The organism is Streptomyces sp. 891-h, from assembly GCF_022760275.1.
In the GTDB taxonomy this organism is placed as follows: Bacteria; Actinomycetota; Actinomycetes; order Streptomycetales; family Streptomycetaceae; genus Streptomyces; species Streptomyces spirodelae.
This window is the reverse complement of the sequence record NZ_CP050693.1, coordinates 1717929-1740884: the sequence shown is the minus strand read 5'-3', so window position 1 is coordinate 1740884 and position 22956 is coordinate 1717929. Positions and strand designations below refer to the sequence as shown.

Here is a 22956-nt window from a genome sequence, read left to right as displayed (position 1 = left end):
TCGAGTGGATGCCACGACCCGTACGGCCCAGCGCTCGCCTCCGGGCGGACCCGTGCGGCGGTCACAGCCGCGACCCGCCCGGGTCCTCGCCGCGCGCCCTGAGCACCAGTTTGTTGACGGCCCACAGTGCGACGCCCAGCAGCACCAGGACGCCCGCCCTGAGGTAGACCCCGGCGGAGCGGTCCGCCAGCGGGCTCGCCAGGATCAGCGCGGTGACGGCGCCGAGGACCGGCAGCGGGGTGGGGGCCCGGAAGTGAGGGTGCGCCACCTGGTCGCGGCGCAGCACGAGCACGGCGACGTTCACCACGGCGAAGACGCACAGCAGCAGGAACGACGTGGTGTCCCCGAGCCCGGCGATCTCGCCCGTCGAGACCAGTCCGAGGGCCAGCAGCGTCACGAAGACGATGCCGGCCACAGGGGTGCGGCGGCCGGGCAGCACTCTGCCCATTCCGCGGGGCAGGATGCGCTCGTTGGCCATGCCGTAGCACAGCCGCGAGGCCATCATGATGTTGATCAGTGCGGAGTTGGCCACCGCGAACAGGGCGATCACGGCGAACAGCCGGTGCGGGAAGGCGACCCCGCCCGCCTTGACCACCTCCAGCAGCGGCCCGCTGGAGGCCGCCAGCGTGCTCGTCGGCACCAGCAGCGAGGAGACCAGCGCGACGAGGACGTAGACGGTGCCGGTGACCGCTACACCGATGAAGATGCCGCGCGGGAAGGTGCGCTGCGGGTCCACCGTCTCCTCGGCCATGTTGACCGAGTCCTCGAAGCCCACGAAAGCGAAGAACCCCAGCGCAGTGGCACCGAGCACCCCGGACAGCAGCGCGTAGCCGGTGCCCCCGGTCTCCACGTTGCCCAGCCTGGCCGGCTCGCCGTCACCGGTGAGGACGGCGGCGAGGCCGATCCCGAGGATGACGAGCAGACCGGTCAGCTCGACCAGGGTGAAGACGACGTTGGCCTTGACCGACTCCGAGACGCCGCGCAGGTTCAGCGCTGCGAGCGCCAGGATGAACAGGACGGCTGCCAGGGTCGCCGGCACGGTGCCGTTCGTCAGCTCGTCCAGGTAGTCCCCGCCGAAGGCCAGCGCTGCCGCGCTGGCCGAGGACAGTCCGGAACACATCACCATGAAGGCGACGAGGAACGTCACGAAGGGCACGTTGAACGCGCGCTGGGTGTAGAGCGCGGCACCGGCCGCCTTCGGGTACTTGCCGACCAGTTCCACGTAGGAGGCGGCCGTCAGTATCGCCACGGCGAAACCGATCGCGAACGGCAGCCACAGCGCTCCGCCGACCTTTCCCGCGACCTTGCCCGTGGTGGCGTAGATGCCGGTGCCCAGGATGTCGCCGATCACGAACAGGATCAGCAGTCTGGGCCCGATGGCCCGCTTGAGCGTCGGCTCGTGCGGCTCTCGGGGGCCGAGGGGTGCGGTGTCGGGCGGGCCGTTGCTGGACACGGAGACCACTGTGGGGCAGCCGCGGCCTCCCGTCCACGGGGCCCCCGTCCACGGGCCCGCGCGTGTCGGAGCCGCGTACGTCGGCGCCGCACCGGACCGGCGCCGCACGTGTCGGCGCCGCGCGCCGTGGGCACCCGGGGGCAGGCATGACCGGCGGGCGGTCGTGTACTAGAGTTATCTCGACATCGAGATAACTGGCGACGGCATACGTCGCGGTCGCTGTCGCAGGGCGAGATCGAGTTGGCGTCGGTAGTGACGTCGGTAAGAGTTGGTAAGGCTTACCTAACTTGCGTCCCGCTCACCATAGCGCACCGGCGGCCGATGCACTCAAGGCACTGAAGGAGACTGTCGTGTCGGCGAACAGCTTCGACGCCCGCAGCACGCTGCAGGTGGGCGACGAGTCGTACGAAATCTTCAAGCTGGACAAAGTAGAGGGTTCAGCGCGGCTGCCCTACAGCCTGAAGGTCCTGCTGGAGAACCTGCTCCGTACCGAAGACGGCGCCAACATCACCGCCGACCACATCCGCGCGCTCGGCAACTGGGATCCCGCGGCCAAGCCCAGCCAGGAGATCCAGTTCACCCCGGCCCGGGTGATCATGCAGGACTTCACCGGAGTGCCCTGCGTCGTGGACCTGGCGACCATGCGCGAGGCCGTCAAGGAGCTGGGCGGCGACGCCAACCGGATCAACCCGCTGGCCCCCGCCGAGCTGGTCATCGACCACTCCGTGATCGCCGACACCTTCGGCACCTCCGACGCGTTCAAGAAGAACGTCGAGCTGGAGTACGGCCGCAACCGCGAGCGCTACCAGTTCCTGCGCTGGGGCCAGACCGCCTTCGACGAGTTCAAGGTCGTCCCGCCCGGCACCGGCATCGTCCACCAGGTCAACATCGAGCACCTGGCCCGCACCGTCATGGTCCGGGACGGCAAGGCGTACCCCGACACCCTGGTCGGGACCGACTCGCACACCACCATGGTCAACGGCCTCGGCGTCCTGGGCTGGGGCGTCGGCGGCATCGAGGCGGAGGCCGCGATGCTGGGCCAGCCCGTCTCGATGCTCATCCCGCGGGTCGTCGGCTTCAAGCTCACCGGCGAGCTGCCCGTCGGCACCACGGCCACCGACCTGGTGCTCACCATCACCGAGATGCTGCGCAAGCACGGCGTCGTCGGCAAGTTCGTGGAGTTCTACGGCCAGGGTGTGGCCTCCGTGCCGCTGGCCAACCGCGCCACGATCGGCAACATGTCGCCCGAGTTCGGCTCCACCGCGGCGATCTTCCCGATCGACGAGGAGACCATCAGCTACCTCAAGCTGACCGGCCGCAGCGCCGAGCAGCTCGCGCTGGTCGAGTCGTACGCCAAGGAGCAGGGCCTGTGGCACGATCCGGCCCAGGAGCCGGAGTACAGCGAGTACCTGGAGCTGGACCTCTCGACGGTCGTCCCGTCCATCGCGGGCCCCAAGCGCCCGCAGGACCGCATCGCGCTCGCCGACGCCGCGCACAAGTTCGGCCAGGATGTCGTCAACTACGTCTCCGAGGCCGACACCGACGAGGCGGGCAAGGAGTCCTTCCCGGCCTCCGACGCACCGGCCGTCTCCAACGGCGTGCCCAGCAAGCCGGTGCAGGTCACCAGCCCTGACGGAGTGACCTACGAGCTCGACCACGGCGCCGTCGCCGTCGCGGCCATCACCTCCTGCACCAACACCTCCAACCCGTACGTCATGGTCGGCGCCGCGCTGCTGGCCAAGAAGGCGGTGGAGAAGGGCCTGACCCGCAAGCCCTGGGTCAAGACCACCCTTGCCCCCGGCTCGCAGGTCGTCATGGACTACTACGACCGCGCCGGTCTCACCCCGTACCTGGACAAGCTGGGCTTCAACCTCGTCGGCTACGGGTGCACCACCTGCATCGGCAACTCGGGCCCGCTGCCGGACGAGGTCTCCAAGGCCGTCAACGACAACGACCTGGCCGTCGTCTCCGTGCTGTCCGGCAACCGCAACTTCGAGGGCCGGATCAACCCCGACGTCAAGATGAACTACCTGGCGTCCCCGCCGCTGGTGGTCGCCTACGCCATCGCCGGCTCGATGAAGATCGACATCACCACCGAGGCGCTCGGCACCGACCAGGACGGCAACCCGGTCCACCTGTCCGACCTGTGGCCCTCCGAGCAGGAGGTCGAGGAGGTCGTCGCCTCCTGCATCGGCCAGGAGATGTTCACCAAGGACTACGCCGACGTCTTCGCCGGCGACGCCCAGTGGCAGGCCCTCCCCGTCCCCACCGGCAACACCTTCGAGTGGGACGCCGAGTCCACCTATGTGCGCAAGCCCCCGTACTTCGAGGGCATGGGCATGGACCCGGCCCCGGTCGAGGACATCTCCGGCGCCCGCGTACTGGCCAAGCTGGGCGACTCGGTCACCACCGACCACATCTCCCCGGCCGGTGCGATCAAGGCCGACACCCCGGCGGGCAAGTACCTGACCGAGCACGGTGTCGAGCGCCGCGACTTCAACAGCTACGGCTCGCGCCGCGGCAACCACGAGGTCATGATCCGCGGCACCTTCGCCAACATCCGGCTGCGCAACCAGATCGCGCCGGGCACCGAGGGCGGCTTCACCCGGGACTTCACCCAGGACGGCGGCCCGGTCTCCTTCATCTACGACGCCGCGCAGAACTACCAGGCGCAGGGCACCCCGCTGGTCATCCTCGCGGGCAAGGAGTACGGCTCCGGCTCCTCCCGTGACTGGGCGGCCAAGGGCACCGCGCTGCTGGGCGTGCGCGCCGTCATCGCCGAGTCCTACGAGCGCATCCACCGCTCGAACCTCATCGGCATGGGCGTCCTGCCGCTCCAGTTCCCCACCGGCGGCTCCGCGCTCGACCTCGGGCTGACCGGCGAGGAGACCTTCTCCATCACCGGCATCACCGCGCTCAACGACGGCAGCATCCCGGAGACGGTGAAGGTCACCACGGACACCGGCGTCGAGTTCGACGCCACCGTCCGCATCGACACCCCCGGCGAGGCCGACTACTACCGCAACGGCGGCATCCTCCAGTACGTGCTGCGTTCGCTGATCCGCGACTGAGTCCGTACGGGCGAAACGCCCACCACGAAGGGCCGCACCCCGCGAGGGGGGCGGCCCTTCGTCCGTCAGTGCCTGCCCAGGAGCTCCAGCTCCGCCAGGCGGGCTCCCGGCCGGGTGGGGACCAGGCGGTAGGTGCGGTAGCGGGCGGGGTGGGGGAGGGCGAAGACGCGGGTCTGGTTGTCCCAGCGGAACGTCTCGTCCGTGCGGCGGTCCACGGTGCGCCACCGCTTGCCGTCCCGCGAGCCCTCCAGCCGCCAGCCGCCGGGGGCCTTGGTGTGGTCGTCGGAGGTGAGGGTGTACGAGGTGACACGGGCGCCCTCGTGCACGGGGACGGGGTCGGGGTCGGTGCTGACGTCGGCGGCCGTGCTGGAGGTGTTGTCCAGCAGCGGAGAGCCACCGGGCTCGCTGACGTCAGCCTCCGGTGAGGGCACCTTGTCGTCGCGGGTGAGGGAGGAGGGGGCGCTGCCGGGTCCCGAGCCCCACTTCGACGGCTTCGGCCCCATGGCGAACTCCAGGGTGCCGCCCTTGGCCAGCAGCTTGTGCGGCAGCGCGGTGGAGTGCCACGCCTTGCCGTTGACCTTCAGCCCCTGTACGTAGACGTTCCGTGCGCTGTTCTTCGGCGCCTCGACCACCAGGTCCCGGCCGCCCTCCAGATGGACGGTGGCCTTGGTGAACAGCGGGGAGCCGACCGCGTATTCGGGGGAGCCCATCACCAGCGGGTAGAAGCCCAGCGCGCTGAAGACGTACCAGGCCGACATCTCCCCGTTGTCCTCGTCGCCGGGGTAGCCCTGGCCGATCTCGCTGCCGACGTAGAGCCGGGAGAGCGCTTCGCGGACCTTGGCCTGCGTCTTCGACGGCTGCCCGGCCGCGTCGTACATATAGGCGATGTGGTGCGACGGCTGGTTGCTGTGCCCGTACATGCCCATCCGCACGTCGCGGGCCTCGGTCATCTCATGGATGACGCCGCCGTAGCTGCCCGCGTACTTCTCCTCGCCCGTCTCGGGCGTGTCGAAGTAGCGATCCAGCTTCTTGGCGAGCGCTGCCCGGCCGCCGTAGAGGTTGGCCAGGCCCTTGGTGTCCTGAGGCGCGGTGAAGGCGAAGTTCCAGCCGTTGGTCTCGGTGTAGTCGTAGCCCCACACCCGCGGGTCGTACGCGTCGGGTGCGAGCCGCCAGGAGCCGTCGCGGTCGCGGCCCTGGAAGAAGCCGACCTTCTGATCGAAGAGACGGACGTAGCCGCGGGCGCGCTGGAGGAAGTAGGCGGACTCCTCCTTGTAGCGCTTCTTCCCGGTCTTCTTGTGGAGCGCCTTGCCCAGCTGCGCGATGCCGAAGTCGTTGAGGTAGCCCTCCAGCGCCCAGGACATGCCCTCCTTGGTGTCGGTGCTGGTGTAGCCCAGGAAGGGGGAGGTGGCCATGCCCTTGCGGCCCACGCCGGGGTCGGGCGGTGCCACGGTGGCGTTCTTGACGGCGGCCTCGTAGGCGGCCTCCGCGTCGAAGTCGACGCCCTTGAGATACGCGTCGGCGAAGGCGACATCGGAGGAGGTGCCGGTCATCAGATCGGCGTAGCCGGGTGAGGACCAGCGGGAGATCCAGCCGCCGTCCTTGTACTGCTGTACGAACCCGTCGGCCATCCGGCCCGCCTGCCGGGGCGTGAGGAGGGAGTACGCGGGCCAGGTGGTGCGATAGGTGTCCCAGAAGCCGTTGTTGACGTACACCTCGCCCTCGACGATCTTCGACCCGGTCTCGGTGGGGGAGTCCGGCTTCTCGGCGGGGGAGAAGGGACTGGCGTAGCGCGTCCTGCCGCGCTCCGTCCTCTCGTGGCCGGCGTTGGGGTACAGGTAGAGCCGGTAGAGGTTGGAGTAGAGCGTGGTGAGCTGGTCGGGGGTTGCGCCCTCGACCTCGACGACACCCAGCAGCTCGTCCCAGCGCTGCTGCGCCCGCTTCTCGACCTGTGTGAAGGAGCGGCCGGCCGGGATCTCCGCCCGCAGATTGGCCTTCGCCTGTTCGACGCCGATCAGCGAGGTGGCTATCCGCATGGTGACGGTGCGGTCGGCGCCGGGGTCGAAGCGCAGATAGCCGGCGGCGTCCTTGCTGCCGCCGCCCGCCAGCTTGCTCCCGCCGGTGACCGGCGCGTCGAACTCGGCGTAGACGAACATCCGGGTCGCTCCGGCCGACAGCCCGCTCCTGACGTCGGACCAGCCGTGGACGACGCCCCGGCCGGTGTCGAGGGTGAGCCCGGCGTTGTCGTCGACGTTGTCGAAGAGCAGCGCGGCGTCCTTCCCCGGGAAGGTGAAGCGCATCATCGCGGCGTGGTCGGCCGGGGTGACCTCGGCCCGCAGTCCGTTGGTGAAGGTGACCCCGTAGTAGTGCGGCCTGGCCGTCTCCTCGGAGTGCCGGAAGGGCAGCGCGCGAGCCGTCCGCGAGACATCCGGGGTCCCCTTCGCCGCGGACGGCATGACCTGGAACGTCTGCCGGTCGCCCATCCACGGGCTGGGCTCGTGGCTGGCGCCGAGGGCCTGCAGCGTCGGCAGGTTGTCGGCGTTGTTCCTGCGCGCGTACTCGTACAGCCAGTCCTTGGCGCCCGCGTTGGTCACCGGCGTCCAGAAGTTGAAGCCGTGCGGAACCGCCGTGGCGGGGAAGTTGTTGCCGCGCGAGAACGAGCCGCTCGAATTGGTGCCACGCGTGGTGACGACGTGGTCGGACAGGTGCGCCTTCGGCTCGGTCGGCCGCTGCGGGGCGAGGCGGACGTCGTCGAGCCAGCCGCGGAAGGCGCGGGTGCCGCTCGCCGGTCCGGCCGGAGCGTCGTAACCGAGCAGTACCCTGTCCACGGTCCTGCCCTCGGCGACGCGTCCGATCGCGGCCTCGACGCTGTTCCACTGGTTGACGTACAGCGTCTTGGCCGCACCCTGCGCGGCCGGGCTCAGCCGATTGCCGTGCTGGTCGGCGGCGTGCAGCTCGCTGAGCCGGCTGCCGTCGGTGAAGACGAGGTCGACGGCCACGTGGGTGGCCGCGTACGAGCGGTCGTCCCCGGTCATCTCCGGGAAGAGCCGGTAGGAGAGCACGGTGTCGCGGGTGACCGTGACATCGACGTCGAAGACCTTGTTGTACGCGTACCCACGGCCCGGCACCGTGTGCTCACCCGCGAAGCGCAGCGCGTGCCTGCCGGTGAAGCCCGCCCGGGCCTTGGCCGTGGGCGAGGAGACGGGCCCGCTGCCGGTGCGGGTGGCCAGCCCCGGCTTCCCGTCGGCGGTGACACCGTCGGCACGGGGCCTGCCGTCGGGGCCCGTCTCGACTGTGTCGTTCCAGTCGGGCGCCGGGGTGTCGGGCTCGAACGACGACGCGAACCGCGTACCGCGCGGACCCGTGCCCGGGTCGGGTGCCGCCGTCGCGGTCGTCACCTGCGCGGTGCAGGTGACGAGTATGGCGAGCACCACGGCGAACGCCCATCGCCGGGCCCGCCGGGAACAGGGCGGTAGGGGGCTGCGGCGCACGCGGACCTCTCAAACAGGCCGACAACGTTGTCAGGTTGTGAATTTCAGCGACCAGTAACGTACGTATACGCCCTGGTGTCAAGGGAGTTGGAGATGTCGGAAGAAGTGGAAATCCGCACAGGTCTCAACTCGGGAAAGATGGCGGGACGGAACGTTCTCGATCTTGCCCAGGTGGCGAAGAGTGGACTATACCTGTCCCACCTCGAACGGTACCCGCGCGCGGGCGCCGTTTCACTGGCGCACCATCCGCAAGATCCGCACCACCGCACCACCCAGCTTGAACTGACCCGCGGTGTCGGGCCCTTCGCCGGTGGCGAGTCGACGGGAGACCGGTACACCGCCTGAGTCCTGGAGAAGGCGAGGACTTGAGCATGGGAACCAACAGCGTCAACCGTCGCGATGTCGTCAAGGCCACCGCGGCCGGACTGCTCGCCGTGCCGGCCCTCGGCTCGCTGACGTCCTGCGCCACCGGCGGCGGTGACGACAAGAAGGCCGAGAAGGGCAAGAAGTCGGCCGAGAATCCGCTCTCCGTCAAAAAAGACGCCGCATTGCAGGTCTACATCTTCAACGGCGGATACGACGACAAGTACGCGCGCTTCGTCAGCGACATGTACGAGAAGCAGTATCCCAAGGCGGAGCTCGACCAGAAGAAGACCGAGCGAATCGCCACTCAGGTTCAGCCGCGGATCATCAAGGGCGATCCGCCGGACGTGGTCAACAACTCCGGCGCCGAGATGATGTCCATCTCCAAGCTCGTCAAGAACAAGCAGGTCAGCGATGTGACCGAACTGCTCGACGCGCCGAGTTGGGACGACCCGGACGTCAAGGTGCGCGACACCCTGGTGCCCGGCGTCCTGGAGATGGGCCAGTTCGGCAGCGACGCCTGCTACCAGCTCAACATCGCCCAGACCGTCTACGGCATCTGGTATTCGGACACGATGCTCCGCGAGAAGCTGGAGACGGAGTACCCGAAGACCTGGGACGACATGCTGGCCCTCTGCAAGAAGGCCAAGAAGAAAGGGCTGCACGGCTGGACGTACCCGGCGGGTCACCCCCGGTACATGTTCTTCAGCATGTACGCCATGTTCGGCCAGGCGGGCGGCCGCAAGCAGCTGGACGCCTTCGACTACCTGGAGCCGAACGCCTGGAAGACCGACGCGGTCAAGCAGGTCTTCGAAGCCTACGAGGAACTGCTCGCCAAGAAGTACGTGCTCACCGGTTTCGACGGCAAGAACGCCCACATCGAGGCGCAGACCGCCTGGACGAAGGGCAAGGCCGTCTTCATTCCGGACGGCTCCTGGGTGGAGAACGAGGCGAAGGACACCACGCCCAAGAACTTCGAGATGCGGGTCGGCGCGACCCCCTCCCTCGACAAGGGCGACGCGATGCCCTTCGGCACCCTCTACGCGCCGCCCGGCGAGCCGTACATCATCCCGGCCAAGGCCTCCAACCGGCAGGGCGGCCTGGAGTGGATGCGGATGATGTACAGCAAGAAAGCCGCGGTGAACCTCTTCCGTGAGGTCTCCTCGATGCCCGTGGTCAAGGGCGCCATCGACGGCATGGAACTCCCGCCGGGTGTGAAGAGCGCGCAGCAGGCGGTCAAGGCCGCAGGCGACAACATCGTGATCGCGTTCTTCAAGGAGTGGTACGCCGATCTGTGGCGGGTGGACTTCGACGCCGTCATCGGGAAGTTCATGAACGGCGAGACCTCGGTGAAGGAGGCCATGAGCGCGATGCAGAAGGCTGCCGACCGCACCGCCAAGGACCCCGACGTCACCAAGATCAAGAAGTCCTGAGCGGACGGGGTGGCGGCGGAGCCCCGGGGAGAATCGGAGCGGCGTGAAGACTGAGACACGGCCGGCCACGGGCGGCCAGACGAGCGGGAAGCGGCCTTCCGGGCGGGCACGGACGAGTAGCCAACTGGCCTTCGCGGTGGCCGTCGTCCTGCCACCCCGGTTCACCCCGGAGCGGGTGCGCAACGACCGCAGATACCGCACGCTGGACAAGTACCGGTTCATCGTGGGCTTCCTGGCTCTGCCGCTGCTGTTCTACGCGGTCTTCGTCATCTCCCCGTTCCTCCAGGCGATCTACTACTCGTTCACGGACTGGGCGGGCGGCACCACGGCGAACTTCGTCGGCGGCGACAACTACGTGAAGATGTGGAACGACGAGAAGTTCTGGGACTCGCTGCAGTCCAGCCTGCTGCTCCTGGTCGTCGTTCCGCTGATCACCCTGGCGCTGGGCATCTTCTTCGCCTACATGATCACCGCGGGTGGACGGCACCGCAGGGGCCGGGCGGTCTCGGGCGTGGCGGGCTCCTCGCTCTACAAGATCGTCTACTTCTTCCCGCAGGTGCTGTCCATCGCGCTGATCGCCGTCGTGTGGCAGCAGGTCTACAGCTCCCGCAGCGGCCTGCTCAACGGTCTGCTCGGCTCCGTGGGCCTGGAGAGCCTGGAGCAGCGCTGGCTGGGCGGCGACTACAAGCTCGCGCTGTTCTCCACCATGGCGGTGATCGCCTGGAGCTTCGTCGGCTTCTACGTGGTGCTCTTCTCCGCAGCCATGGGTGCCATCCCCAAGGACATCTACGAGGCCGCGCTGCTGGACGGCGCCGGGCGCGCGGCCACCTTCTTCCGGGTCACGCTGCCGCTGATCTGGGACACCGTGCGCACCGGCTGGATCTATATGGGCATCCAGGCACTGGACGCCTTCGCAGTGGTGCTCATCATGGTGCCGCCGCACGCGCTGAAGGTGACCCCCGTCTATCTGTACGAGCGGTTCCGGGAGGGCCAGTTCGGCTACGCCACGGCCATCGGCGTGGTGCTCCTCGTGCTGAGCATGATCTTCACGCTGATCGTGATGAGGATCGGACGCCGTGACCAGATCGAGTACTGAGAAGCGGGAAGCGAAGCGATGAGTGCCGAACCGATGCCCACCGACGCCGTCACCGACCAGTCGGCCGGTGCCCCGCCCTCCGCAGCCGCCGCGTCCGCCTCCCCGGCCCGCTCCGCGGCCTCGTCCAAGGGGCCCGGGCGCGGAGAGAGCGGCGTGCTGAACGTCTTCTCGCACGCCTTCCTGATCGCGTGGGTCGTCATGGCAGCGGGTCCGCTGGTCTGGGTCGCGCTGACGGCCTTCCGGCCAACGGCGGACTTCCTCAACGACCCGATGGGCCTGCCGACCTCCATCCACTGGCAGAACTTCACCAACGCCTGGACCGAGGCGAAGATCGGCCGGTACGCGTTCAACTCCCTGATCATCCTGGCGGGCTCACTGACCGGCACCATGCTGCTGGGCTCGATGGCGGCCTACGTCATCGCCCGCTTCACCTTCCCCGGCAACCGGTTCATCTTCCTGCTGTTCGCGGGCGGCATGATGTTCCCGGTCATCCTGGCGCTGATCCCGCTGTTCACGATCATGGACAACATGTCCCTGCTGGACACCCGCCCCGGCCTGATCATCGCGTACATCGCCTACTCGCTGCCGTTCACCACCTTCTTCCTCACCTCGTTCTTCCGGACCCTGCCCAGCGGGGTGCAGGAGGCGGCGATGATCGACGGGGCCTCGCACACCCGGACGTTCTTCCAGGTGATGCTGCCGATGGCCAAGCCGGGGCTGGTGAGCATCGGGATCTTCAACTTCCTCGGTCAGTGGAACCAGTACCTGCTGCCGCTGCTGCTCAACAACGAGGACGAGAACAACTACGTCCTGCCGCAGGGGCTGGCGGCGTTGACGGTCTCCCAGGGATACGCGGGAGACTGGGGCGCCCTCTTCGCGGGGCTGACCATCGCCATGGTCCCGGTGCTGGTGGTCTACGCCGTCTTCCAGCGTCAGGTGCAGGCGGGACTGACCGCGGGCGCCCTGAAGTAGGCGGCCGGGCATACCCTCGGACCGCCCGCCCGAACCTGCGGCGCCCGGCAGTGATTTCAGGTTGGCCACGAAAGTGGCCTAGACCTGTGCGGCGGAATATGCCGTGAGTAGTCTCTGCGCCGTAGCGGCACGGGGATCACCTCGCCAAGCAGTTCGGGGCTCTCCTCGCCCGACGTTGCCTGGGGGATCCGGGTCGCGCCCGGAGTGACGTACCACCTGCGAGCAAGTCGACACCGATGTCGAAGGGTTGAGCAACATGAACAAGAGAGCAGTGGCGGCCGGTGCCGCAGTGCTCGCCATGGCACTGAGCGTCACCGCCTGTGGCGGTGACGACGGGGGCTCCGGGGACAAGAACACCATCAAACTGGTGGCCGCCGACTACGGCGACAAGAAGTCCAACGCCTCCAAGATCTACTGGGACGAGGTCGCCAAGGACTTCGAGAAGAAGCACAAGGACATCAAGGTCGACGTCCAGGTCATCAACTGGAACGACATCGACAAGCAGGTCAAGACGATGATCCAGAGCGGAAACGTTCCGGATCTGCTGCAGACCGGCGGCTACGCCGACAAGGTCGCCGACGACCTGCTGTACAAGGCCGACGACGTGCTCTCGCCCGAGACGAAGCAGAACCTCATCCCCTCCTTCGCGAAGGCCGGCGAGGTGGACGGCACCCAGTACGGCATCCCGTGGGTCTCCTCGTCGCGGGTGCTCTTCTACAACAAGGAGATCTTCAAGAAGGCGGGCGTCAAGAACCCGCCGAAGACCTGGGACGAACTCGCCGACGCGGCGAAGAAGATAAAGAAGTCCAAGGCCGCCGACACCCCCTACGCGCTGCCCCTCGGCCCCGAGGAGGCGCAGGGCGAGATGATGATGTGGGAGCTGGGCAACGGCGGTGGTTACACCGACGGCAGCGGCAAGTACACCATCGACAGCAAGAAGAACGTCGAGACCTTCAAGTGGCTCCAGAACAACCTGGTCAAGCCCGGTCTGACCTACTCCAACCCGGGCACCACCGACCGTAAGGAAGCCTTCGCGGACTTCGCGGCGGGCAAGGTCGGCATGCTCAACGGCCACCCGAGCCTCGTCCAGATGGCCAAGGACGGCAAGGTCGACTACGGCGTCGTCACCATCCCCGGCAAGGACGGGCCGCTGAAGTCCACGCTCGGCGTCGCCGACTGGATGATGGCGTTCAAGGACGGCGGCAAGCAGAAGCAGATCAAGAAGTTCCTCGACTTCGTGTACTCGAAGAAGATGCTGAAGTTCGACGAGATGTACAACTTCCCGCCGGTCACCCAGGACGCGCTCAAGACGATGCAGTCCAACGGCAAGCACGAGGACCTCAAGCCCTTCTTCGACGAGCTGGAGAACGCGAAGTTCTACCCGCTCGGCGACCCCGCCTGGGACATCGTCTCCGCGGAGATCAAGAAGACCGGTGGCAAGGCGGCCAAGGAGGACCCGAAGAAGGTCCTCGGCGACCTGCAGAAGAAGGCCGAAGAAGCCGCCGCCAACAAGTAGGCCCCGAACGTACTGGCTGGGGCCGCCATTGATTCCGCCGGACCCTCGCCGTCGTGGCGCGCCGCCGTTGCGGCGGAAAGGGGGTCCGGGGGCTCCGCCCCCGGACCCCCGGCTGCGCTCGCGGCTCACCGGCAGTACCACCCCGCACCGCAAGGAGACCCCGTGTCAATGAAGGCCCCGCCGGTCCGCCGCACCCGAGGCGGACTGGCCCGGCTCGGCCCGCTTCCCTGGATCGCCCCCGTCGTCCTGCTCATTCTCGCTGTCGTCGTCTGGCCCGTCATCGAGCTGATCAGGACCTCGTTCCTGAACATCAGCATCGCGGGGATCGTGCGGGGCTCGGCCGGCACCGACAAGTACAAGAAGCTCTTCGACGAGACCGACTTCGGGCACGTCCTCCTGTGGACCGTGCTGTGGACGGTCGTGGTCGTCGGCGTGACGATGCTCGTCTCGCTGGGCCTGGCCCAGCTGTTCAACCAGCGCTTCCCGGGCCGCCGCGTCACGCGCTGGGCCCTGATCGCGCCGTGGGCCGCCTCGGTGCTGATGACCGCCATCGGCTTCAAGTGGATGCTCAGCCGCACCGCCGGCGTCCTCAACACCGTGATGATCGACCTCGGCCTCATCGACCGGTCCAAGGACTGGCTGGGCTCGGCGGGCACCGCCTGGCCCTGGATGATGTTCGTGGCGGTCTTCGTCTCGCTGCCCTTCACCACCTACACCCTGCTGGCCGGGCTCCAGACGATCCCGGGGGACGTCTACGAGGCCGCGCGGATCGACGGCGCGGGCGCCTGGCAGACGTACCGGGGGATCACGCTGCCGCTGCTGCGGCCGGCGTTCCTGGTCGGCGTGGTCATCAACCTGATCAACGTCTTCAACTCCTTCCCGATCATCTGGGCGATGACGCAGGGCGGCCCGGGCAGCGACACCGCGACGACCACGGTGTTCATGTACAAGCTCAAGGAGACGGACATCGGCGAGTCCGCGGCGATGTCGGTGGTCAACTTCGCGATGGTCGTCGTACTCGTGCTGATCTTCTTGAAGGTCAGCCGGTGGAACGAGGAGGACTGATGGCGACCGCGACACAGACCGCAGCACCCGAACCGGTCGAGAAGCAGCCCGCCGGAAGTGCTCCGCGCCCGGCGCGGACGAAGCGCACCTTCCGGCCGCGCACCCTGGTGATCACCGCGGTCGCCTGGCTGCTCGCCGCGCTGTTCCTGGCGCCCTATCTGGAGATGATCGTCACCGCGCTGCGGCCGGCGGACGAGCTGCGCGACCGTACCTATCTGCCGGACAAGCTGCACTGGTCCAACTTCATCGACGTCTGGAAGGAGTCCTCGCTCGGGGACAACCTCCAGGTGACGCTGTTGATCTCCGGCGGCGCCACGGTACTGGTGCTGCTGGTCTCGCTCCCGGCCGCGTACTACACGGCCCGGATGCGGTTCAAGGGACGCAAGTGGTTCCTGCTGCTGGTGCTGGTCACCCAGATGTTCCAGCCGACCGCGCTGCTGGTGGGTCTGTACCGGGAGTTCCACCAGCTGGAGATGCTCAACTCGGTCTGGACGCTGATCCTCACCAACGCGGCGTTCAACCTGGCCTTCGCGGTGTGGATCCTGACCGCCTACATCGGGTCGATCCCGGCGGAGCTGGAGGAGGCGGCGATGGTGGACGGCACCAGCCGCTTCGGAGCGATGATCAGGGTGACGCTGCCGCTGGCGCTGCCCGGCGTCGTCACCGCGGTGATCTTCACCTTCATCACGTCCTGGAACGAGTTCGTGATGGGGCTGACGCTCTCCACCGAACCGGACAAGCAGCCGCTGACCGTCGGGATCAACAACTTCATCGGTGCCTACACGGTGCAGTGGAACTACCTGTTCGCCGCTTCGGTCGTCGCGATCGTGCCGGTGATCGTCCTGTTCGCCTTCATCGAGCGGCACGTGGTCTCCGGACTGACGGCGGGCTCCGTGAAGTGACCGTACGGACGCCTGACAGGTGCCCGGTCGCCTGACAGACCCCGCAGCTCCGACGGGTCCCCGGCCTCCAGGGCCGGGGACCCACCGCGTTTCCCCCGTTTCCCTCCGTATGATGATCACAAATGAGCGCCGACCGTTCCCAGCCGAGCTCGAAGGGCTTGACGGGAAGAATCGCCGGGGCTCTCCTTAGGGTTCAGATGTTGGAGACAAACGGGGAGTGAACAGTGGTGGAGACTCCGGGGTCGCAGTCCTCGCTGCACCGGGCGAATCTCGAGCGCGTGGTGCGGGCCGTCCGCATGGCCGGCTCGCTCACCCAGGCCGAGATCGCCCGCACCACCGGGCTGTCCGCCGCGACCGTCTCCAATATCGTCCGTGAGCTCAAGGACGCCGGAACGGTGCAGGTCACCCCCACCTCCTCCGGAGGGCGCCGGGCCCGCGCCGTCTCGCTCAGCGCGGACGCCGGGATCGTCGTCGGCGTCGATTTCGGCCACTCGCACCTGCGCGTCGCCGTCGGCAACCTGGCGCACACGGTGCTGGCCGAGGACGCCGAGCCGATCGATGTGGACGCCTCGGCCGACCAGGGCTTCGACCGCGCCGAGCAGCTGGTGCGGCGGCTGGTGGGGGAGAGCGGCATCAGCCCGGCGAAGGTCATCGGCATCGGCCTGGGCGTGCCGGGCCCCATCGACATGGAGACCGGCGTGCTGGGCTCCACCGCCATCCTCCCGGGCTGGGTGGGCACCAATCCTCGCGACGAGCTCGCCGCCAGGATGGGCGTCCCGGTCTACGTCGACAACGACGCCAACCTCGGAGCCCTCGGGGAACAGGTCTGGGGTGCCGGCCACGGAGCGCGCGACCTGGCCTACATCAAAGTCGCCAGCGGTGTCGGCGCCGGGCTGGTGATCAACGGCCAGATCTACCGGGGCCCTGGCGGCACCGCGGGGGAGATCGGCCACATCACGCTGGACGAGTCGGGCCCGGTCTGCCGCTGCGGCAACCGCGGCTGTCTGGAGACGTTCACCGCGGCCCGCTATGTGCTGCCCCTGCTGCACTCCAGCCATGGCACCGACCTGACCATGGCCGGGATGGTGCGGCTGGCGGCCGACGGCGACCCGGGCTGCCGCCGGGTCGTCGCCGACATCGGCCGGCACATCGGCAGCGGTGTCGCCAGCCTGTGCAACCTCCTCAACCCCTCGCGGGTCGTCCTCGGCGGCGACCTCGCCGACGCCGGAGACCTGGTGCTGGCTCCCGTACGGGACTCGGTGGCGCGTTACGCCATCCCCAGCGCGGCCCGCCAACTGAAGGTGCTGCCCGGTGAACTCGACAGCCGCGCCGAGGTGTTGGGCGCGCTGGCCCTGGTACTCAACGAGATGGGCGACACCACCTTGGTGGACGCGGCGGCTTCGGCTGTCGTCTGAGGCCCCCACCAGCTGTCCTCGGGCCACCCATGGGTTCCCTCGGGGCACCCATGGGTTTCTGTCTTCAACAGATGGCATCGTTGTCATCTCGTTAAGGATTTGCTTATTGACCGCTGAGTCACCGGCGAGTTGACTTCCCGCTACCTCGGCCGCACCGCCGCGGCCCCGTCAGGGAGGTCTTACGAAATGCACGCAGCGCTGCGCGGCATCGTCCTCGGCACCGTCACACTCTCGCTCGCCCTCACCACCGCCGCCTGTGGCAGTGCCGATCAGGCGGACGGCAAGGACGACAAGAAATCCAAGAAAGGCCAGCTGACCATCGGGCTGCTGCTGCCCGAGAACCAGACGGCGCGCTACGAGCGCTTCGACCGGCCGCTGATGGTCAAGAAGATCAAGGAACTGGCGGGCAAGGACACCAAGGTCCTGTACGCCAACGCCAAGCAGGACGCCAACCTTCAGCAGCAGCAGGTCGAGACGATGATCGCGAAGAAGGTCGACGCGCTCATCGTGGACGCCGTGGACGCCAAGTCCATCTCCAGCTCGGTCAAGAAGGCGGACGACAGCGACATCCCGGTGGTGGCCTACGACCGCCTCGCCGAGGGCCCCATCAAGGCGTACACCTCGGTCGACAACCCCCGCGTCGGCAGGATCCAGGCCCGCTCCCTGCTCAAGGAGCTCGGCGACAAGGCCGACAAGGGCAAGATCGTCATGATGAACGGCTCCGTCACCGACCCCAACGCCAAGATGTACAAGGACGGCGCCCACTCCGTCCTGGACGGCAAGGTGAAGATCGGCAAGGAGTACGACACCAAGGAGTGGAAGCCGGAGAACGCCAACGAGAACATGAAGGGCGCCATCTCCTCCCTGGGCAAGAAGAACATCGTGGGCGTCTACTCGGCCAACGACGGCATGGCGGGCGGCATCATCACCGCGCTCAAGCGCGCGGGCTTCGACAAGGACAACCTGCCCCCGGTCACCGGCCAGGACGCCGAGCTCAACGCCGTGCAGCGGATTCTGGCCGGCGAGCAGTTCATGAGCGTCTACAAGCCGTACGTCCCCGAGACCTCCGCAGCCGCCGAGTTCGCCGTCGCGCTGGCCCGCGGCGAGTCGCTGGACAAGATCGCCACCTCGAAGACCGACAGCGAGTCCACCGAGGACATCCCGACGAAGATCGTGACGCCGCTGCCGCTGGTCAAGGAGGACATCAAGAAGTACGTCGGCAAGTCCGGCTTCTTCACGGCCAAGGAGATCTGCACCGCCGACTTCAAGAAGGCTTGCGCCGAGGCGGGCATCAAGTAGACCACCTCCGGTGGCCGGCACCCCGCCGCCGAGGCGGCCCGCGGTGCGATGGCCCAGGGGCATAAGGAGTGATTCACGTGTCCGCTACGCCCGTGCTGGCGTTGCGCGGTATCTCCAAGCGGTTCGGTGCCGTCCAGGCGCTCACGGACGTCGAGCTGGAGGTCCACCCGGGCGAGGTCGTCGCGCTCGTCGGCGACAACGGTGCCGGAAAATCCACCCTGGTCAAGGCCATCGCGGGCGTAGCCCCGGCCGACGACGGAACGGTGGAGTGGGACGGCCGACCGGTCCGTATCGAGCGGCCGCACGACGCCCAGGAACTGGGCATCGCCACCGTCTACCAGGACCTGGCGCTGTGCGACAACCTGGACGTCGTCGGCAACCTCTTCCTCGGGAACGAGATCAAGAGCCGCACGATCCTCGACGAGGTGGAGATGGAGCGCCGCGCCCGCGAGCTGCTCTCCACCCTCTCCATCCGCATCCCCAGCGTCCGCGTGCCCGTCGCCTCGCTCTCCGGCGGGCAGCGGCAGACCGTCGCCATCGCCCGCTCACTGCTGGGCGAGCCCCGTGTGGTCATCCTCGACGAGCCCACAGCGGCCCTCGGCGTGGAGCAGACCGCGCAGGTTCTCGACCTGGTGGAGCGGCTCCGGGAGCGGGAGCTGGGAGTGCTGCTGATCAGCCACAACATGGCGGACGTGCGGGCCGTCAGCGACCGGGTGGCCGTGCTGCGGCTCGGCCGCAACAACGGAACCTTCACGGTGAGCGAGACCAGCCAGGAGGAGATCGTCTCCGCGATCACCGGTGCGACCGACAACGTCGTCACCCGCCGCAACGCCCGTACCGCGCAGAGCGCACCCACCACGGAGGTGCACAAGTGACCACCGGCACCCCCACGGACGGCACGCCGGCCGACAACACGTCCGTGGACATCGCGAAGGCCCCGCGGGAGGGCGCCGCCGCGGATGACACGGCGGCCCCCGACTCGTCCGCCGCCACCGTCGATCCCCGGCTGCTGGTGCGGCAGCAGGGCTTCGCCGGCTACCTGGAGGATCTGCTGCGCCGGCTGCGCACCGGTGAGCTGGGCTCGGTCCCGGTCATCGTCGGCCTGCTGGTGATCGGCGTGGTCTTCCAGCTCCAGGACTCGGCCTTCCTGAGCTCCAACAACCTCAGCAACCTGTTCGTGCAGAGCGCGGGGACCGGGCTGATCGCCGTCGGGATCGTCTTCGTGCTGATCCTCGGGGAGATCGACCTGTCGGTCGGCTCGGTCAGCGGAATGTCCGCCGCGGTGCTGGCCGTCCTCAACGTCCAGCACGGGATGAACGAGGTCCTGGCGGTCCTCCTGGCGCTCCTCACCGGTATGGCGGCAGGCGCCGTCCACGGCTTCTTCTTCGCCAGGATCGGCGTCCCGGCCTTCGTGGTCACCCTGGCGGGCCTGCTGGGCTGGAACGGTCTGATGCTCCAGATACTCGGGCCCAGCGGCACCATCAACCTCGACGACGACGGCCTGGTGGCGCATCTCACCAACTACTACTTCTCCGACAAGGCGGCGGCCATGGGCCTGGCCACCGTCTGTGTCCTGGCCTTCCTCGGCTTCTCCCTGCTGGAGCAGCGCCGCCGCAAGGCCGCCGACGTGCCCAGCCGCCCGCTCAGCGAGATCCTGCTGCGCACGGTGGTGCTGGCGGTGCCCGCCTATGCCGTGGCCGCGGTCTTCAACTCCTACAAGGGGCTGCCGCTGGCAGTGGTGATCTTCCTGGGCGTGGTGGTGCTCGGCGACTTCGTGCTCCGCCGCACCAGCTACGGCCGCCAGGTCTTCGCCGTGGGCGGCAGCAGCGAGGCCGCCGCGCGGGCGGGCATCAGCGTGCCCATGGTGCGGATCACCGTCTATGCCATCGCCGGGACCATGGCGGCCGTGGGCGGACTGTTCTTCGCGTCACAGATCAACGCGGCCAACCAGTCCTCCGGCGCCGGCAGCCTGCTGATGAACTGCATCGCGGCAGCCGTCATCGGCGGCACCAGCCTCTTCGGCGGCCGGGGCAAGACCTGGTCCGCGCTGCTGGGCGCGCTGGTCATCCAGTCGATCAACTCCGGCATGGCGCTGCTGGGCACCGGCTCGGCGCTCCGCGACATGATCACCGGCGCGGTCCTGCTGGCGGCCGTCGTGATCGACTCCGTCTCCCGCAGGACGCAGAAAACGGCAGGCCGGGCGTAGCGCGGCTGCGTCGGCGCAGCGCGCAGCTGCGCAGGCGTCGGTCAGGCAGTCGGTCAGGCAGTCGGTCCAGCTCGTCGGTCCAGGCAGCGGAGAGCAGAACTCCGTGCCTGGACCGACGTGTGAGGCGGCGCCCTAGCGCCCGGCCTCCCTCTGCTCCCTCGCGAGCTCTTTCTGCTCGGACTTCTCCTTCGGCTCGTGCAGCCGCTCGTACGCTTCCTTCCACGCCGGGTCGGGCTTCTCCTTCTTCTCGGCCTTGTCGGGCTTGTCACCGCCGGCGACCGACGCCGGGCCGGCGGCCTGGGCCGGTGTGCCGGCCAGGGTCAGGGTGAGTGGAGCGGCAACCAGGGCCGCGACCGCGAGGGTGCGCTTGAGTCGGTTCGGCATCGGGCCTCCTGTGCGTCGGGACGACGCCGTGGAACGGGCATCGTTGTCTTCTGTCCGTTATAAGCACATTAGGGCCAAATCGGCTATATATCCCCCTCGATCGGGTGTACGGGCTCCGTGCGGGACGCTTGCGAGGGGCGGGTGCAAGGGGGCGGAGTCAACTCCTGTCACTTACACGTATGTATGCACCGCGGCTCGAGCGCGTGCTGGCATTCGTGTGAGTGAGATGGCACTGTCCGGTGAACCCGGGTGATGGCGGAACATTAGACTCTGGGGAATCAGCACGGTCCGACAACGACGGCTCGACAGCGTTCGATCACGCTTGACGCAAGGAGGTACGGGTGGCGTTGCTGACCCGCATCAGGGGACCACGCGATCTGGACCGGCTCACCCCGGAGCAGCTGGAGAGCCTGGCCGAGGAGATCCGCACCTTCCTGGTCGAGGCGGTCTCCAAGACCGGCGGCCATCTGGGGCCGAACCTCGGCGTGGTCGAGCTGACCATCGCCCTGCACCGTGTCTTCGACTCCCCGAAGGACAAGGTGCTCTTCGACACAGGGCACCAGTCGTACGTGCACAAGCTGCTGACCGGGCGGCAGGACTTCTCCAAGCTGCGCGCGAAGGGCGGCCTGTCGGGCTACCCGTCCCGCGCCGAGTCGGCGCACGACGTGATCGAGAACTCGCACGCCTCCACGGTGCTGGGCTGGGCGGACGGTCTGGCCAAGGCGAACGAGGTGCGGGGGCGTGACGACCATGTCGTGGCGGTCATCGGTGACGGCGCACTGACGGGCGGGATGGCCTGGGAGGCGCTGAACAACATCGCCGCAGCGAAGGACCGGCCGCTGGTGATCGTGGTCAACGACAACGAGCGGTCGTATTCGCCGACCATCGGCGGCCTGGCCAACCATCTGGCGACGCTGCGCACCACTGACGGCTATGAGCGCTTCCTGGCCCGGGGCAAGGACGTCCTCAACCGCACCCCGGTGGTCGGCAAACCCCTCTACGAGACGCTGCACGGCGCCAAGAAGGGGCTCAAGGACTTCATCGCGCCGCAGGGCATGTTCGAGGACCTGGGCCTGAAGTACGTGGGCCCGATCGACGGGCACGACATCGCGGCCGTGGAGTCGGCGCTGCAGCGCGCCAAGCGGTTCGGTGGCCCGGTACTGGTGCACTGCCTGACCGAGAAGGGGCGCGGCTATCAGCCGGCCCGCCAGGACGAGGCCGACCAGTTCCACGCCGTCGGCGTCATCCACCCCGACACCGGACTGCCCGTCAAGTCCTCCGGCGCCGACTGGACTTCCGTCTTCAGCGACGAGATGGTCAAGCTCGGCCGCGAGCGCGAGGACATCGTCGCCATCACGGCGGCCATGATGCGGCCCGTCGGCCTCCACGCCTTCGCGCAGGAATTCCCCGAGCGGGTCTACGACGTCGGCATCGCCGAGCAGCACGGCGCGGTCTCCGCCGCCGGGCTCGCCACCGGCGGCCTGCACCCGGTCTTCGCCGTCTACGCCACCTTCCTCAACCGCGCCTTCGACCAGCTCCTGATGGATGTGGCGCTGCACAGGTGCGGTGTGACGTTCGTGCTGGACCGGGCAGGGGTCACGGGCTCGGACGGCGCCTCGCACAACGGCATGTGGGACATGTCCGTCCTGCAGTGCGTCCCGGGCCTGCGACTGGCCGCGCCCCGCGACGCCGACCAGGTGCGCGCCCAGCTCCGCGAGGCCGTCGAGGTGGACGACGCGCCCACCGTGGTGCGGTACTCCAAGGGCGCCGTCGGCCCGGCCGTCCCCGCGGTGCGCCGGGTCGGAGGCATGGATGTGCTGCGCGAGCCCGCCGACGGCGCTGGGGCGGATGTCCTGGTGGTGTCGGTGGGGGCGCTGGCCCCGATGTGCCTGGAGGTGGCCGACCTGCTCGACAAGCAGGGGATCACCGCCACGGTGGTGGACCCGCGCTGGGTCAAGCCGGTCGACGAGTCGCTGCCGCCGCTGGCCGAACAGCACCGGGTCGTCGTCACCGTCGAGGACAACAGCCGCGCCGGGGGCGTCGGCTCCGCCGTCGCGCAGGCGCTGCGGGACGCGGGTGTGGACGTTCCGCTGCGGGACTTCGGTATTCCCGAACGCTTCCTGGACCACGGGTCCCGGAAGGAGATCATGGCCGAGATCGGCCTGACAGCGCCGGACATCGCCCGCCAGGTCACGGGGCTCGTCGCCAAGCTGGACGGGCGCTTCGACGCGGAGCGGGCCGAGGTGGCCCGCGACTGACCGCTTTCGCGGGGTGCCTTTCTCCGGCTCCGGGG

General features: G+C 68.4%; 16 protein-coding genes. 13 read left to right on the top strand and 3 right to left on the bottom strand.

The window, feature by feature from the left end; translation table 11 throughout:
• Positions 1-61: 61 nt before the first annotated feature.
• Positions 62-1378, bottom strand: a complete 1317-nt coding sequence (locus HC362_RS07315) for an APC family permease (RefSeq protein ID WP_243088412.1) — start codon at positions 1376-1378, stop codon at positions 62-64.
• Positions 1379-1803: 425 nt separating this feature from the next.
• On the opposite strand from HC362_RS07315, the gene acnA reads away from it, so the two are divergent.
• Positions 1804-4524: an aconitate hydratase AcnA gene (acnA, locus tag HC362_RS07310; RefSeq protein WP_243083108.1), complete on the top strand. Its 2721-nt coding sequence runs from the start codon at positions 1804-1806 to the stop codon at positions 4522-4524.
• A gap of 65 nt (positions 4525-4589) precedes the next feature.
• On the opposite strand, the gene HC362_RS07305 is transcribed toward acnA, so the two are convergent.
• Positions 4590-7919 (bottom strand): GH92 family glycosyl hydrolase, encoded by a 3330-nt coding sequence (locus HC362_RS07305; RefSeq protein ID WP_243088411.1) that lies wholly within the window; start codon positions 7917-7919, stop codon positions 4590-4592.
• Between the two features lie 186 nt (positions 7920-8105).
• On the opposite strand from HC362_RS07305, the gene HC362_RS07300 reads away from it, so the two are divergent.
• The 11 genes from HC362_RS07300 to HC362_RS07250 all read left to right on the top strand — a co-directional run bounded on the left by HC362_RS07300 (position 8106) and on the right by HC362_RS07250 (position 20279).
• Complete coding sequence (locus HC362_RS07300) at positions 8106-8357, top strand: hypothetical protein (protein WP_243083107.1); 252 nt, start codon at positions 8106-8108, stop codon at positions 8355-8357.
• Between the two features lie 26 nt (positions 8358-8383).
• Positions 8384-9808, top strand: a complete 1425-nt coding sequence (gene ngcE, locus HC362_RS07295) for an N-acetylglucosamine/diacetylchitobiose ABC transporter substrate-binding protein (protein WP_243083106.1) — start codon at positions 8384-8386, stop codon at positions 9806-9808.
• A 148-nt stretch (positions 9809-9956) separates the two neighbouring features.
• Entirely contained in the window at positions 9957-10904 is a 948-nt protein-coding gene (locus tag HC362_RS07290) for a sugar ABC transporter permease (RefSeq protein WP_243088410.1), read from the top strand.
• An 18-nt stretch (positions 10905-10922) separates the two neighbouring features.
• Positions 10923-11876 carry a carbohydrate ABC transporter permease gene (locus HC362_RS07285; RefSeq protein WP_243083105.1) on the top strand — a complete coding sequence of 318 codons (954 nt, stop codon included), beginning with the start codon at positions 10923-10925 and terminating at the stop codon, positions 11874-11876.
• A 256-nt stretch (positions 11877-12132) separates the two neighbouring features.
• Positions 12133-13392: an extracellular solute-binding protein gene (locus HC362_RS07280; RefSeq protein ID WP_243083104.1), complete on the top strand. Its 1260-nt coding sequence runs from the start codon at positions 12133-12135 to the stop codon at positions 13390-13392.
• 168 nt (positions 13393-13560) lie between these two features.
• Positions 13561-14457 carry an ABC transporter permease subunit gene (locus tag HC362_RS07275; protein WP_243088409.1) on the top strand — a complete coding sequence of 299 codons (897 nt, stop codon included), beginning with the start codon at positions 13561-13563 and terminating at the stop codon, positions 14455-14457.
• Positions 14457-15359 (top strand): carbohydrate ABC transporter permease, encoded by a 903-nt coding sequence (locus HC362_RS07270; RefSeq protein WP_243083103.1) that lies wholly within the window; start codon positions 14457-14459, stop codon positions 15357-15359. Before HC362_RS07275 ends, HC362_RS07270 begins: the two co-directional genes overlap by 1 nt.
• Before the next feature lie 227 nt (positions 15360-15586).
• Positions 15587-16774, top strand: a complete 1188-nt coding sequence (locus HC362_RS07265) for an ROK family transcriptional regulator (protein WP_243088408.1) — start codon at positions 15587-15589, stop codon at positions 16772-16774.
• A 186-nt stretch (positions 16775-16960) separates the two neighbouring features.
• Positions 16961-18073 (top strand): substrate-binding domain-containing protein, encoded by a 1113-nt coding sequence (locus HC362_RS07260; RefSeq protein ID WP_243083102.1) that lies wholly within the window; start codon positions 16961-16963, stop codon positions 18071-18073.
• A gap of 68 nt (positions 18074-18141) precedes the next feature.
• Positions 18142-18948, top strand: coding sequence for an ATP-binding cassette domain-containing protein (locus tag HC362_RS07255; protein ID WP_243083101.1), 807 nt, complete (start codon positions 18142-18144; stop codon positions 18946-18948).
• A gap of 50 nt (positions 18949-18998) precedes the next feature.
• The gene (locus tag HC362_RS07250) at positions 18999-20279 is read left to right on the top strand and encodes a sugar ABC transporter permease (RefSeq protein ID WP_243088407.1); all 1281 of its coding nucleotides are present in this window, start codon (positions 18999-19001) and stop codon (positions 20277-20279) included.
• A gap of 132 nt (positions 20280-20411) precedes the next feature.
• On the opposite strand, the gene HC362_RS07245 is transcribed toward HC362_RS07250, so the two are convergent.
• Entirely contained in the window at positions 20412-20663 is a 252-nt protein-coding gene (locus tag HC362_RS07245) for a hypothetical protein (protein ID WP_243083100.1), read from the bottom strand.
• Between the two features lie 341 nt (positions 20664-21004).
• On the opposite strand from HC362_RS07245, the gene dxs reads away from it, so the two are divergent.
• Positions 21005-22921 carry a 1-deoxy-D-xylulose-5-phosphate synthase gene (dxs, locus tag HC362_RS07240; RefSeq protein WP_243083099.1) on the top strand — a complete coding sequence of 639 codons (1917 nt, stop codon included), beginning with the start codon at positions 21005-21007 and terminating at the stop codon, positions 22919-22921.
• Positions 22922-22956: the final 35 nt, after the last annotated feature.